The sequence below is a fragment of the Enterobacter sp. Lyrl_3 genome (assembly GCF_051948675.1).
In the GTDB taxonomy this organism is placed as follows: Bacteria; Pseudomonadota; Gammaproteobacteria; order Enterobacterales; family Enterobacteriaceae; genus Enterobacter; species Enterobacter cloacae.
On sequence record NZ_JAYJLI010000015.1, the window covers coordinates 52,039 to 65,788 of the forward strand.

Annotated in this window: 15 protein-coding genes; 10 read left to right on the plus strand and 5 right to left on the minus strand. The window is 50.7% G+C overall.

Features of this window, described 5'->3' with window-relative positions; translation table 11 throughout:
- Positions 1-28: 28 nt before the first annotated feature.
- Positions 29-808, minus strand: coding sequence for an L-threonylcarbamoyladenylate synthase (locus tag VF709_RS20190; RefSeq protein WP_149896943.1), 780 nt, complete (start codon positions 806-808; stop codon positions 29-31).
- A gap of 235 nt (positions 809-1,043) precedes the next feature.
- Here VF709_RS20190 and VF709_RS20195 point away from each other — a divergent pair, with 235 nt between their 5' ends.
- The 7 genes from VF709_RS20195 (at position 1,044) to VF709_RS20225 (ending at position 7,689) form a co-directional block, all read left to right on the plus strand.
- Positions 1,044-1,520, plus strand: a complete 477-nt coding sequence (locus VF709_RS20195; RefSeq protein WP_013098380.1) for a YbhB/YbcL family Raf kinase inhibitor-like protein — start codon at positions 1,044-1,046, stop codon at positions 1,518-1,520.
- Between the two features lie 10 nt (positions 1,521-1,530).
- On the plus strand, positions 1,531-2,757 hold the full coding sequence (locus VF709_RS20200; protein ID WP_038420454.1) for an HlyD family secretion protein: 1,227 nt from the start codon (positions 1,531-1,533) through the stop codon (positions 2,755-2,757).
- A gap of 12 nt (positions 2,758-2,769) precedes the next feature.
- The gene (locus tag VF709_RS20205) at positions 2,770-3,375 is read left to right on the plus strand and encodes an L-threonylcarbamoyladenylate synthase (protein ID WP_013098378.1); all 606 of its coding nucleotides are present in this window, start codon (positions 2,770-2,772) and stop codon (positions 3,373-3,375) included.
- Entirely contained in the window at positions 3,372-4,598 is a 1,227-nt protein-coding gene (locus VF709_RS20210; RefSeq protein WP_038420452.1) for an MFS transporter, read from the plus strand. The genes VF709_RS20205 and VF709_RS20210 overlap by 4 nt, the downstream gene beginning before the upstream one ends.
- Before the next feature lie 159 nt (positions 4,599-4,757).
- Entirely contained in the window at positions 4,758-6,062 is a 1,305-nt protein-coding gene (locus VF709_RS20215; RefSeq protein WP_223232831.1) for a 3-isopropylmalate dehydratase large subunit, read from the plus strand.
- Positions 6,052-6,591 carry a LeuD/DmdB family oxidoreductase small subunit gene (locus VF709_RS20220; protein ID WP_013098375.1) on the plus strand — a complete coding sequence of 180 codons (540 nt, stop codon included), beginning with the start codon at positions 6,052-6,054 and terminating at the stop codon, positions 6,589-6,591. The genes VF709_RS20215 and VF709_RS20220 overlap by 11 nt, the downstream gene beginning before the upstream one ends.
- Positions 6,592-6,678: 87 nt before the next feature.
- On the plus strand, positions 6,679-7,689 hold the full coding sequence (locus VF709_RS20225) for a TauD/TfdA family dioxygenase (RefSeq protein WP_013098374.1): 1,011 nt from the start codon (positions 6,679-6,681) through the stop codon (positions 7,687-7,689).
- A 115-nt stretch (positions 7,690-7,804) separates the two neighbouring features.
- Here the strand turns inward: VF709_RS20225 and VF709_RS20230 are convergent, their stop codons facing one another.
- Positions 7,805-8,191 (minus strand): DUF7079 family protein, encoded by a 387-nt coding sequence (locus VF709_RS20230; protein WP_440232225.1) that lies wholly within the window; start codon positions 8,189-8,191, stop codon positions 7,805-7,807.
- Between the two features lie 624 nt (positions 8,192-8,815).
- On the minus strand, positions 8,816-9,142 hold the full coding sequence (locus tag VF709_RS20235; RefSeq protein ID WP_038420444.1) for a hypothetical protein: 327 nt from the start codon (positions 9,140-9,142) through the stop codon (positions 8,816-8,818).
- A gap of 276 nt (positions 9,143-9,418) precedes the next feature.
- Between VF709_RS20235 and VF709_RS20240 the strand changes: the two genes are divergently transcribed.
- The 3 genes from VF709_RS20240 (at position 9,419) to VF709_RS20250 (ending at position 12,149) form a co-directional block, all read left to right on the plus strand.
- The gene (locus VF709_RS20240) at positions 9,419-10,204 is read left to right on the plus strand and encodes a hypothetical protein (protein WP_038420443.1); all 786 of its coding nucleotides are present in this window, start codon (positions 9,419-9,421) and stop codon (positions 10,202-10,204) included.
- A 138-nt stretch (positions 10,205-10,342) separates the two neighbouring features.
- Positions 10,343-11,119: an isocitrate lyase/PEP mutase family protein gene (locus VF709_RS20245; protein ID WP_038420442.1), complete on the plus strand. Its 777-nt coding sequence runs from the start codon at positions 10,343-10,345 to the stop codon at positions 11,117-11,119.
- Positions 11,103-12,149 (plus strand): bifunctional transcriptional activator/DNA repair enzyme AdaA, encoded by a 1,047-nt coding sequence (locus tag VF709_RS20250; protein ID WP_038420440.1) that lies wholly within the window; start codon positions 11,103-11,105, stop codon positions 12,147-12,149. Before VF709_RS20245 ends, VF709_RS20250 begins: the two co-directional genes overlap by 17 nt.
- A 236-nt stretch (positions 12,150-12,385) precedes the next feature.
- Here VF709_RS20250 and VF709_RS20255 read toward each other — a convergent pair whose 3' ends face one another.
- Both VF709_RS20255 and VF709_RS20260 read right to left on the minus strand, forming a co-directional pair.
- Positions 12,386-13,084 (minus strand): 4'-phosphopantetheinyl transferase family protein, encoded by a 699-nt coding sequence (locus VF709_RS20255; protein WP_071843279.1) that lies wholly within the window; start codon positions 13,082-13,084, stop codon positions 12,386-12,388.
- Between the two features lie 21 nt (positions 13,085-13,105).
- On the minus strand, positions 13,106-13,702 hold the full coding sequence (locus tag VF709_RS20260) for a LysE family translocator (protein WP_038420437.1): 597 nt from the start codon (positions 13,700-13,702) through the stop codon (positions 13,106-13,108).
- Positions 13,703-13,750: the final 48 nt, after the last annotated feature.

Below are 13,750 nucleotides of genomic sequence, written 5' to 3' on the forward strand. Positions count from 1 at the left end.
ATCCCTGTGACGCGGTTAAACCCAAAAATTAATAGTAATCGCCGTGGCGATAGTCCCAGGTATTAAACTGGGCGGACATGAAATTAATAATTTTATTCACGTCGAGACCTTTGCGAATTAATACCGGGCAAGGGGTCACTTTTCTGGCACTACCCTGTTCAGGGACCAGTTTCCCTTCGCTGTCCACCATGGACACCATCACGCCTTGTTCATAGCGACTCTCCTGGGTCTCATCAGGCTGAATAGACTTAACGTACTCGTTGGCACAAATAATTAAGTCTGCACGCGATTCGATGCGTTCCCCAATGAATTCCACCATGCCGCGGTTGCCTTTTCCTGACGGATTCGCCGAGCTGGCAAAAGAGAATTTCTGTTGATTTTCCCACAGCTCTTTAGCAATCATTTCGCCGGGTTTGCCAAATTTAATCACGAAGCAGCTGGTTTTTCTGCCGTCCATCATCAGCTCTTTGAGGCCGTTATCGGGTAATCTGGCGATGGCATCTTCTCGCCACGGTAAAATACAGCCCAGTAATACGTCTGCATCCCAGTGGGCCTGATAAAATGCCTCGATTTCCGGGTTCATCTCCGCCAGCGATTTCAGCTGTTCCATACTGCCGCACAATACCACGCCGGGTTTATTACGGTTTCGCTGTTTGGCTTCGAATTTTCTCTCCAGCCCCTCTTTATCTGAGGTCATAATGATATAACCCACTTTCGTAGGGCAAACAATCATTCCGCCTTCAGCCGATAATACGTTAATCGCTTCCGGCTGAACCTGACCATTCCACGCGACTTTCTTATTCATCATTCAATTCTCCCTGCACCGCACTGGTGTCATAAATTTAGGGAAAGGATGTCGTGTAATAAGAGGCTTCGCAATCAGCAGAGAAATTTTCACCGCATTGTTTCAGTGTTGGAACAATATCGCGTTATTCCTGGGCAATATGCCGGGTTGGTTAATTCTGTTACCGGTTTTGCTTTCAATCGGTTACCAATAGAACAACCCACCGGTAAATACCGATTTTCAAACAGAGGTTAACGCTATGAAAGTATCTATTGCAGGTTTAAGTGACTACGCTTTTCTCTCCAAAGCGAACGAATATCATAATTTTGGGGGGAATGGCGATAATGTCTCGCCCGCCTTGTCCTGGGAAAATGTCCCGCAGGGAACCAAAAGTTTTGCCGTAACCGCGTACGATCCTGATGCGCCAACGGGCAGCGGTTTCTGGCACTGGGTGGCGTATAACATTCCTGCCAGCCTGACCGGGCTTGCGGCAGGAGCGGGAAATCCAGCGAACACACCCGACATCAAACACGCCAGCTCCGATTTTGGTGCGCCTGGCTACGGCGGTTGCTGCCCGCCAGAGGGCGACATTCCGCACCGCTATATCTTCACCCTGCACGCCCTGAGCTGCGATGACCTGGGCGTGACGCCGGATCTGCCAAACGCGGTGATACGTTTCCTCATCAACATGCATACCCTTGAGAAAGCCAGCGTCGTCACGCTGTATAAGCGTTAATGAGGCGTGCGTGATTAACCGAATCAGAGCGGTTTTCGCCCGGCATAGCCTGCTCAAATGGGGCGTGGCGGGTGGCGTGCTGGTGGCCATTGTTCTGCTGTTTTTTGCGGGAATGGGGGTCTCCAGCAAGGAGGCCTTTATCAATGGCCGAATATCCACGGTGCTCTCCCCGCTGCCGGGACAGCTGGTGCTGGCGAAGAACATCGCGCCGGGACAGGCGGTCCGGGCCCGGCAATCGCTGGGAAATGTGGTCACCACGCAGGCGAACGACCAGATCCCCGGCCTGGTGGCCCAGCGCAGCGCGCTGGAGATCCAGCTTGCTGAACTCGACAAGCAAATTTCGGGGATCGATCAACGACTGCAGGTTTATCAGCAGCAGCGGCAGCAGTACCTCGCCGAGAGCAGGATGCAGCAGCGGTTAGGTGAGAAACAATCGGCTGCCACGTTTGTGCAACTGAAGGAGGAGCTGAGCGCAATTACGGCGCAAACCGCCTTCTCCCGACAGCAGCTTCAGCGCTATGAAAATCTCTACCAGCAGCGTTTCATCAGCCGCATGGAGTATGAAGAGCGCAAGAACAACACGCGGGTGTTGCAGGCCAGCCAGGAGGCGAAAGCAGCCGAGCTCCGTCAGCGTTTACTGGACGTGAATGCCGCCAAATCCGGCCTTCAGCTGACAGGGCCAAGAACGCTGGATGCGCCACAGCAGAATCAGCGCGATATGTCGCTCACAATCGAGAATATGCAGCAGGAGAAGCTACAGCTGATTGCCCGCAAGCAGGCGACGACGCAAAGCATTCAGGAAGTCGCTGCACTCCTTCACTCCCGTCAGCAGGCGGCGCTCAACAGCAGCACGGACGGCGTGATCTGGGACGTGACGGAGGAGAGTGGTGCGAGCGTTCAGAACGGCACCCCGATTGTGCGCATTCTGGATTGCCGCACTCGCTGGGTTGAGGCGTTTTTTGATGAGGCTGACGCCGGCAGTCTGCGCCCGGGGATGGCGGTAACGGTGCGTCTGACCACCGCATCCGCCACACGCTGGAAAGGAACGATAAGAACCCTCCGCGCTGGGAGTGGACGCGTGGCGGTCGGGGAAAGGGACGTACAGCCCCCGCCTGAAATCGCGCGCCGGCAGTTGCCCGTGAAAGTGCTGACTGCACATATCGATATCGACTGGAAAGACGTGCCGGATCCCGCCAGTTTCTGCCTCGCGGGCCGTAGCGTAACCGTCAACATTTAAACAGGAAAAGAGATGCAGCATATACACAATACGGTCGCCGCCCTGAAGCGCGGCGAGGTGGTTCTGGTCCCCACGGACACGAATTACGCCCTGGCGGCAGACCCGTGGAACATTGACGCCTGCCAGAAAATTTACGATCTCAAAAAACGCGAACGACAGAAACCGCTGACGCTTTTCGTCGCGGAACCGGCGCAGGCATGGGATTACATCGCCGTCGATAAGGTCCAGCACCGCGCTGCGCTCGACAAACTGATTGGTGCCATGCCCGGCGCGCTGAATGTGGTGGTTCCGGCATCGGACAATGTGCCGCAGAACCCCTATCTGAAGCCGGAATCCATCTCTCTGGTGTGCAATCATCAGAGCGTGTTGCGAGAGGTGATTGCGCTGTTTGGCCGCCCGCTGGGGATGAGTTCTGCCAATCTTTCCGGCGTGGAGTCTGACTGCCTGATCGACATTGATGCCGCCCGCCAGACGTTTGGCGACCGTGTGGGCTATATTCTGCCCGCAGTCCAGCGTCCGGTGACAACGGTCTCCAGCACCATCGTCTCGTTACTGGAGAAGGAGATTAAAATCCTTCGTGCGGGAGATATGGATATTATGGCGATGCTGGCGTCATGACGACGCGCCGGTTACATCCCGGGTCTGGCAACCATGGCCTGTTCCTGGCCTACCGTATTATTTCCCGTTGCTATTTCCATCTTCCCGTCTTGCTGCTCTATTTCTGGACAATAGACATGGGGATGTACCGGATTATTTTCCTGCTGGCGCTGTATGGATTGACCAGCACCTTCAGCAGCGGCATACCCGGCTGGCTGCTGCGCTTCTTGTCACCCAGACAGACGGTGATTGCAGGCGAACTGATGAAGGCGCTGGGAATGGCGCTGATGCTCTGGAGCACCCGGCAAAGTGAGGTCAGCCTCCCTCTGCTGGTGGTGTCGCAGCTGCTTGGCGGCGCGGGATTTACCATTGCGCTTACCACGGATGCGGCCCTGCTGCGCCAGCTCACCGCAGGCGATCAGCACCGGTTTATGCAGATCCAGACCACGTCGCAAAGCGGGATGTTTATTGCCACCCTGATCGCCGGGTCGCTGGGGAGTATTCTGTTTGACTATAACCCCCAGTGGCCGTTTATCGCCGCCATTGTGGTGAGCGTTATCTCCGCCGGATGCGTGGCGTTGATTCGCGTGCAGGAGGCAGAGCCCGAACCTGCCCGGCCTGTTGAGAGGGTCTCTTTTTCGCCCAGAGGGGACCAGCTCTTCTGGATGCTGTTCTATTCCATTTCACGCGCTTTTACGTTGGCGCCGTTCATCGGCTTTATCCCGTTCTACTTTATTATGGTGAATGTCGACCCGCTGCTTTTCGGTGCCGTGCTGAGCTGCTTTACGCTCTCGTCCTGGGGGGCGATCAAAATAGCCGGGCCGTTTATCGCACGGTTTGGGGTAACGGCGTTACTGGCGACGACAAGCCTTTTTATGACGGCGGCGCTGGGGCTTTTTGCCAGCAATGAATGGCTTGCAGCGAGAGGCATGGACTATTTTGTCTCCGGGCTGCTGGCGCTGGTGCTGCTGGGGTTTGGCTCCGGGACGATCCGGCCCGTCACGCTTGCTAACCTCGATCTCTCTGCCAATACCCCGGATGAACGTATGCGCGTGTTCGGGCGCATGGAGCGTGATTTCGGGCTGGCCAATGCCTTTTTACTGGCCGTTGGGGCGTGGCTGCTGGTGAGCCGGGACTTTTCCACGCTGATGCTGATCTTCTGCCTGATCTATATTCTGGTGGTATGCATATCTGCACTGCTTTACTTAAAGAATTTGCGCAGCAGGGAGCACAGTTCCACCTGAGGAACAATTCATACGCAAAATGAAACTAATCTGACGAATAACGGATTCCCGTTGAAAGCCCCTCCTCTGTACGGTGTAATTTCCCCATCAGATAAAGAGGAGAGAAAAATGAATATTCACGAAACTGATGATTGTGCGTCGGTAAATATAAAGCCTGGGATGACGTTAACCGAAAAAATAATCGCCAGAGCCAGCAAGAGATCGCATGTTTCACCGGGTGAAGTTCTTTTCGTGAATGTTGATGTATTAATGTCCCACGATCCTTGCACGCCTGGCGTCGCCAGCGTATTTAAAAAAGAATTTGGTGAAGAGGCAAAAGTCTGGAACCCGGATCGCTTTATTATGATCCCTGACCACTTTGTTTATTCCGCCGACCCACAGGCGAATCAAAATATTCGGGTAATGCGGGAATTCGCAAAAGCGCAAAATATTACCCATTTTTATGATGTGGGCACCCCGGACTATAAAGGCGTGTGTCATATCGGCCTGGCGGAAGGGGGACACACCCGGCCGGGAGAGGTGTTGTTGGGGACCGATTCACACACTGTGACCGCCGGGGCCTTTGGTACCTTCGCCATTGGCGTGGGGATCACCGACGGGGCGTATGCCCTGGGTACGGGAGAGATCCCGTTGATGGTTCCCGCCACCATAAAAGTGAATTACTACGGTAAAAAAGCGAAAAGCGTTCAGGCGAAAGATTTAATTCTGGTGTTAATGAAAGAGCTGGGCGTGGAAGGGGCGACCTATAATGCCATCGAATTTACCGGCAATGTCATCGATGAATTATCGGTCGAAGAGCGAATGACGATGTGCAATATGGTTGTGGAGTGCGGGGCTAAAAACGGCATTATGGTGCCAAACCAGGCCACGCTGGATTACCTGGCGACCAGAACCACCGTCCCGTATTCCGTGGTGACGCCTGATGAAAATGCGCATTACGTCCGCACGATTGATATTGACGTCTCGGCATTAACCAGCGTGATTGCGCGGCCACACTCCCCGGATAATGTGGTGGCAGTGGCACAGCTGGAAAATATTGCCATTTCGCAAGCCTATATTGGCTCCTGCACGGGCGGTAAAACGGATGATTTTATCGCTGCTGCGGAAATACTGTGGCAGCGCAAGGTGGCCATCCCAACCTACGCCGTTCCCGCGACCAAAGAGGTTTTTCATAATCTGATCACCACCCAGGTGAAGGGCCGATCCGTGTATGAAATCCTGACCCGGGCTGGCGTTAAATTATCTTCTGAACCCGGCTGCGCGGCTTGCTGTGGCGGGCCAGCGGACACCTTTGGGAGAGTCAGGGATCCGATAAGCGTGATCTCCACCACCAACCGTAACTTTGTGGGGCGGATGGGAAACAAAGGCGCGATGATTTATCTGGCCTCACCTTATGCAGTGGCTGCTGCGGCAGTGGCCGGTTTTATTACTAATCCAGAACGGTACTTAACTAATGACTATTAATAACGTAATGCGCGGTACAGTTTATGTGTTAGGCGACAATATCGATACCGACCAGATATTAACGGCTGAATATTTGAAAATTAACCCGGCCTCTGCCGAGGGGCGTGAAGAGCTGGCAACGCTCGCCATGTGCGGACTGCCGGAAGGGGCGCTGCCGTTTATTAACCCGCAGACGCAGCGAGCCGGTTATGACTTTATTGTGGCCGGGAAAAATTTCGGCTGTGGCTCATCGCGCGAGCATGCGGTGGTGGCCCTGGGAGCATCCGGCGTGAAGGCCGTCGTCGCCCAGTCGTTCGCCCGCATATTTTTCCGTAACTGTGTATCCACGGGGCAAATCATGCCCGTCACGCTGAATGAAGGCTGTGATATCCGTGCGCTGAAAACGGGGGATACCATTGAAATCGATTTAGACGCTCATCAGATTGGTACTGCTGATGGGATTCTGAAAACCGCTCCGGTAGGGGAACTTGCGAACATTGTCGCCGCCGGTGGCTTGTTCGCTTACGCAAGGCAAACAGGAAAGATTTAATCCAATACAACCATAAGACTCAAAACAAGACGCCTTACTTTCTCAGGGTGCAGCGTCTGTTTTGAGCGTACATAAGGCAATCAAACTATGATCACCCAGCTAGAGTTTAACGATCTTCAAAAAGATGAGCTATCAAAACTTATCAGCCGTGTCACCATCAGCCCTTATACAGACTACAAACTCTTCAAGCAGTCCATCACCGAACTCATTGAAAATGGTCTGGTGCCCACTTTTTTTGTTCAGGCCTGCGAGCGCGTCAGGCAAGAGCGCAAGGATCAAGGCATTAACGCGCATTTATTAAAAAACGTACCACTCGACACCATCATTCCTGAATTTGATCAGTCCAATCCCGTTAACGATAAGTACGCCAAAAAGCTCACCTTTGTAGGAGAGGCGCTGCTGGAGCTGTTCGCACAGCTCACCGACTCCCCGTTACTGGCCTACCGTACGCGCAACAACGGTGATTTTTTCCATGATGTTTATGCCGACAAAAAATACAGCAACACACAAACGCAAAAAACGGACGGCGAACTTTATTACCACAACGATCGCACCGCTCACCCGGTACGCGCTGATTTTCTCAGTTTATTAGGCATGCGTTGCAGCGAAGAAAACCTGATTTTTACCGGCTACCTGGACGGTAAAGCGATTCTGGATAATTTGAAGGCTGAATCCCAGGAGTGGTTACGCAAGCCACTTTTTATTACCCCTTTTGATGAATACTCTCGCGACTCGAACGCCAGCCAGATTGATTCTGAGCTGCATCCGATCCTGGAGAATATTCATACTTTCCGTTACTACGACACACGCACAACGTATTCTCCGGATGCGCCAGCAGAGGCGATCAAAGCATTAATTGACCTTAAGGTGGCCATCACCAAAGCGGCAAAAGGCCGCGTTGCTATTAACAAAGGCGACCTGTTCTCCTTCGCCAATCAGGACTCTTTACACAACCGGGAAATCATCCAGGTGAGAGATCCATACTCTGCGGAAAAACGCTGGCTGCTGAAAACCTACAGCTTCCGTAATCCCGAAGTGATGAATATGTATCACAACTACTTCGATGCCGATCTGCCGGGGTTTGTGGTCGCCGAGTAAGGGTGACCTTACTGGTATAAAAAAGCCCGCATGCCTGAGGTGTGCGGGTTTTTTGTGTGTGCGAGAAGACCTGTGCTATTAACGTTCTTTGGTTATCATCTCGCTTTATAACTTATTACATGCCTTTATCAAGCTCAGCGGATAGCCTGTTAAGTTCCTTGCTGATGTGTTTGCGCCGTTGTTTTAACAGTACCCGGGCCGGAATGATGCGTTCGATAATTGTCGGCTTTCTGTTCAAATACGCTGTCACAAGCCGTTTGATGTCTTCTTCTGACCAACCGTCCATCACCGGCGTTGGGTTGTAAAGCAGGTTATCCTGTAGAGCAGGGGCGACTTCCTCATCCACAATTCTGAAGATCTCTTCCCGGTTTAATCCGGATTTTTTCAGCACCTCTGCCATCCATTGATAGTCATACTCCTGGAGTTCGCGCCCGGTAAAAAGTTCTGATAAGGCGTGCCAGACGGGGACGCGGGCGATCAGCTGGGTTTCAGTCAAATGCATTTTAATTTCTCCCTTGCGGTGAAACATACAGGGTTCCGAACAGGAGGTCTGTTCCAATCGACGCAAGAATTCCGCCCACTAATGCCGCAACACCAATACAAACGGGTGCAGTTGCTGCGCACACACCCGTGGCTACCACTGCTTGCACAAACTCAGCAGACATTTTCAGAATATCGCGCAAATACTGCTGTCTGACACGCGAGTCCTGTATACAATGTGCTGCAAAATTTGACGCCTTTCCTTGCAGCGAAGCAAGAGCAGTAGAAAAGGCTCTCTGATCATTCTGCATTGCTCCAGCAACGGCGGGGTATGTGAATCCTATTCAGCACCTCATCATGACGAACAACGCGGTAGAGATAATATCTCTGGCTAATTTTCTCCTTATATAAACACTATACAATTTTTTGAATGCAACATTCATTAGTCATCCCTGTAATTACAGAAATGTTTTTATGTTTTTTATATTGAACGCATGAAAATAGTTTTAATGTAACGCCTCATCGTATTTGATGACAGGGCCGACATAGGCTATTAAAGGTGAAAAAATTAGCCCATAAACTTTATAAAATGGGAAAACCTATAATACCGATGAACAAGAGTTTGCTCGCCAGGCAGAAAGGAGAGTTAATCTTCGTTGCGTAAAAATTTCACCGCCTTCCATGAAACAGACGGCGGGGCCATTCCCAATATAAAAAGAGATAAAACGATAATTATTGCGAAATAAATCCAACCATTACCATAATCATTAGTGATAGTTGCATAGGTAGCAAAAAACAGTAAACCAATGACAATGATCCAGGACGTGTAGAAGCGTCGTTTTAGCTCAACTAAAAGTGAATGCAGAGTCCGATCTTTACGTTTCGGATCTTCAAGTACGGCACGCAAAGCCGTAATGTTTTTATCAGTAAACCCGTATGAACGAAGTTTCGTTTCCTGTTGCGCGTCTATCACCCTTCACTCCTGAACGTTGAATGCTCCTGCTTAATATATAAAACAATAACAGGTATGGCTGATTAAAAACAGATTCAACAATCGCTGAAGTGATGAATTACGACATCGTGCCTGGCAGTCAGAACATAACTATGCCCTTCATATCTAAGAGATTGCTTTATGGCTAAGCGAGTACACTCCTCAGGGACAAGACGGTTCCTGCAAAAAATATCTGGCCCTTATATAAAGAGCTCGATATTCTGTAATGCTTTGTCTTTTTTGTGAACAGGAAAAAGTATGCTAAGTACATTACCCGATTTACACAGAAGTTTTGCAGAGCAACTCAAGCTTAAATTTCAGGCTGATTCGCGAATTCACTCTCTTCTCGCTGGCGGCTCGCTTATTCATGGCGGGTTCGATATTTACTCCGATCTCGATTTTGTCGTTGTGGTAGACCCTCTCTGCTATGACGAGATCATGGCGCAGCGTATTGAGTTCGCCGGAACACTGGGGCATTTGCTGCATGCCTTCACCGGGGAACATGTCGGAGAGCCTCGTCTGCTTATATGCCTGTATGGTCCTGAACTCCTCCATGTCGATCTGAAATTTGTCACACTGGACATGCTCACTCAACGCGTAGAGGAGCCTGCAGTGTTATTTACCCGCGATCACCTGGCTCTGGAACAACAACTGGCAAAATATAGTGCTCAATGGCCTGACATGACGCCAGAGTGGTTTGAGTCCCGAGCCTGGATCTGGCTTCATTATGCGGTGGTGAAACTGGGAAGGGGCGAACTCTTTGAAGCGATTGGTATGCTGTCATTCTTTCGCGAGCAAGTGCTGGGACCTATGCTGTGCCGTCGGGCAAATCTACCGCAACGTGGGGTTCGCCGCATTGAATTCCATGGCCTTGATCCTGATGGCCTGCTTGCATCCACGCTGGCAACGCACGATCGTGACTCCGTCAGCATTGCGATCAGAAAGGCTATTGACGCTTATATCACTCTGCGGGCTGATGCGCTGCCGAAAAATATCGCAGACGATGCGGCACGATGGGCGGTTCTTGCCATGCTGAAAGCCTGAACCCGACCTTGAAAGGTTTCGGTCTGGTTCACTCCGGGTTCAGACGACGTTTGCTAAAAAAATGGTCGTCTGAATTTCGGTTGTGACGTTCTTGCTGACTGCTTAGATTCATTTTCAATCTATCGAGAGGATATGGATATGAACTTTGCAGAACTCCACAACCAGCATGAGCCACTTCTTATCGCTAATGTCTGGGATGCCGCCAGTGCTGTAGCAGCGCAAGAAGCAGGTTATCAGGCATTGGGAACGTCCAGCGCAGCAATCGCGTCCACACTGGGATATGAAGACGGACAGGGAATGCCATTTGATGCGGTATTTTATATGGTCACCCGTATCCAGGCTGTCAGCAAGCTGCCATTGAGCGTTGACATGGAAGCAGGGTATGGTGATTCAGCCGAAGAGATAACAGCCAATCTCAGGCGCCTTGCTCAGACAGGCGTCGCAGGCGTTAACCTTGAAGACAGCAGAGTCATAAACGGGGTGCGTCAGCTTGACGATGCCTCTGATTTTACCTGTACCCTGAGAACAGTATGCGATGCGCTGAGAAGCGAAAATCATAGCCTGTTTCTGAACATCCGGACAGACACTTACCTGCTCGGGCATGTAGATGCGTTGCAGGAGACGATATTACGGGGTCAAAGTTATAAAGCTGCAGGTGCTGACGGCCTTTTTGTTCCCTGTCTGACGTCAGAGAAAGACATCAGCCTAATTGCAGAGGCGACGGCTCTGCCTCTTAATGTCATGTGTATGCCCGACCTTCCGTCGTTCGACAGGCTGAAGCTGGCCGGAGTAAGCCGCATTTCCATAGGCAATTTTGTGCATTCAGCCATGCAGTCAACGCTGACTGATGTCATGCATGCGATCCGATCTCGTCAGACGTTTGAAGGACTTTTTGGTGATGAAAATAACCGATAAGAATTTATGTGATATCTGGTATCAGGCATTACTTGAACGTGCTTCAGAATATACTGGCGTGTTTTTTGTCGGCGTTAAAACCACTGGCGTGTTCTGCATTTCGGTATGTCGGGCGCGAAAGCCCAAACGTGAAAATGTCGAATTTTATAAAGATGCCAAATCTGCCCTTGCAGCCGGCTTTCGGCCCTGTAAGGTCTGCAGACCCGCTGAGAATGCGCACAGCGCGCCATTATTTGTTGAACAGGCGCTTGCGCTTGTCAGGCGCGATATTAAATCCCGTGTTGCAGACGCGGAGCTTCGCCAGCATGGAATCAGTCCGGAGCGGGTAAGGCGCTGGTTTCTGCAACATCACGGCATCACTTTTCAGGCTTTCCAGCGAATGCAGCGGGTGAACGTTGCCCTGCAGGAGCTCAAAAGCGGACGAACGGCGACTGACGTTGCGCTGGACAACGGCTATGAATCCCTGAGCGGGTTTGGTTATACCTACAAGCGACTTACTGGTGCAGCACCGACTCAGGCAACTCAGGTGATTGTCATTCACCGTTTTACCACGACGCTTGGGCCGATGTTTGTCTGTGCGACAGAGCGGGGAGTTTGTCTACTGGAGTTTACCGATCGCCGGATGTTAGAAACAGAATTTCGCGATATTCAGCGTTTATTTAACGCCAGAATCGTCACCGGAGAAAACAGCCATACCCGGCAGACAGTAAAAGAGATCAGCGAGTATTTTGCCGGAACGCGCCGACAGTTTGATCTCTCTGTAGATGCCCCGGGGAGTGATTTTCAACAATCCGTCTGGAACGAGCTACGGGCAGTTCCCTATGGACAGACCTCACACTATCAGGCCATCTCACTACGGATGAATAAGCCAAATGCTGTGCGCGCCGTCGCTGCTGCTAATGGTGCAAACAGGATTGCGATTGTGATCCCTTGCCACAGGATAATTGGTAAAGATGGAGCGATGACGGGTTATGGAGGGGGGATTTCTCGAAAAGAATGGCTCATTGAGCATGAGAGAAATAACGTTTAATGGCGTGATGCTCACTTGTAGCCGGAAAATTTTACGGGCTCTGCGGGATAAATTACAAGCTCAGAAAAGCCTGCAGGGCTTTAAGGACTTCATCAGTCGACTCTGGTGATCGGAAATGGGTTGAAGTCTTTGTAATTGATGGGGGAGATGATTGATTTTGTTTGAGATTTTTGCTTTTTTCGAAGGGAAGGGAAGGCGCAAAGAGCGCGGAGATTGTCTGGAGTCACCGATATCCGTCAATGCAAATGAACCAAGGTCAGAACCCGATTTCCCAGAAAAGTATACCAGCCGTTAAAGCGAAACCCCGCCTCATATTCATGATTAAGCGTAAGTGTCAGGCTAAAAGTAAACTGCTGCAAGTGGGGATCAATCTCGCGCAATTCAATACTGTGAAAGTCCAGATGCTGTTGAAGATCACGTGGGAAAGCCTTATAGGCACTCTCTTTAGCAGAAAAAAGCAATGGCAGGACGTGGTCCGAAAGCAAATCGCGGGAGTTGGCCAATGTGTCAATTTCCCTGGCAGAGGCTATGCGCTGGCTTATCGTATCGAGAGCTATTTTCGGTGAGAGCGATTCAATATCTATTCCGACCCGGCCATGGTGCATTTTGATAACGGCGGCAGAAGCAAAATCGCGATCGTGAGAAATTGCCCCACAAAAGGAAGAAGGCCATGAGGGTGCGCGATCATCTGCCATCAGCGGCGCACATAGCGAGGAATCGAAATGTTGTAGTAACTTTTGAGCGCCAATCCGTCCAGCAAGATATTCAGCCCGGCGTTGATCTGATGCGTTCGCCAACCGGCGCGGGAGCGGTATATCATAAACTCGGAAAGCATCCTCCAGCACACCATCCAGGGAGAAACGCAATACGGTGAAATGGATGTAATCGGGTAAGACTTTCATTAGTCGTTGTGTTTGATACCAGCAAATTTTCATGGTTATCCTTAGGTTTTCGCATCAAACAGCGACGGAATGGTAAACCATAGAAGCAGCGAAACTCGCCATCGCCAGCGACAGACCGCGATAAAAAAACATTGGCCATAATCGTGATTGCAGCTTGCCTTGCCTGGCTATCCCCTTCCCACAGGCAACCCATATAAAAGAAAGAGGCAATAGCGCGACAAAAACACTCAGCATGGCGGCAGTGAAAGACTGAAGCTCTCTGAAAGCAATTGAAGGAATTATATATGTCGCAAATACGAATGATTTAGGGTTAAACAAAGTGGTAATAAATATGGTTTTCATTCCAATTTTTGTCGGTCGAGACTGTAATGAAAACCCCCAGACTTTAACAGCCAGCCAGGCGACATAGAATGCTGATAATAATTTAATAATACCGAGTAAAAACGTGCCATGTTGAGCTAAGACACTCACAATAACTCCCCAAAAGGTGATTGCACAAAAGTATCCCCCCCATTCGGCAATAATCATTTTTATACTTGGCCTGATACCACTGGCGTACCCTGAGAAAAGGAGAAGAGTATTGGTTGGGCCAGGCATTACAAGCAACAACATGCCAGAACCCATAATTTTAATGCAGTCATTCAGTAACATTTCAACCTCTGATACATTAACAAATGAGAAAAATCAGACTGATAGCCC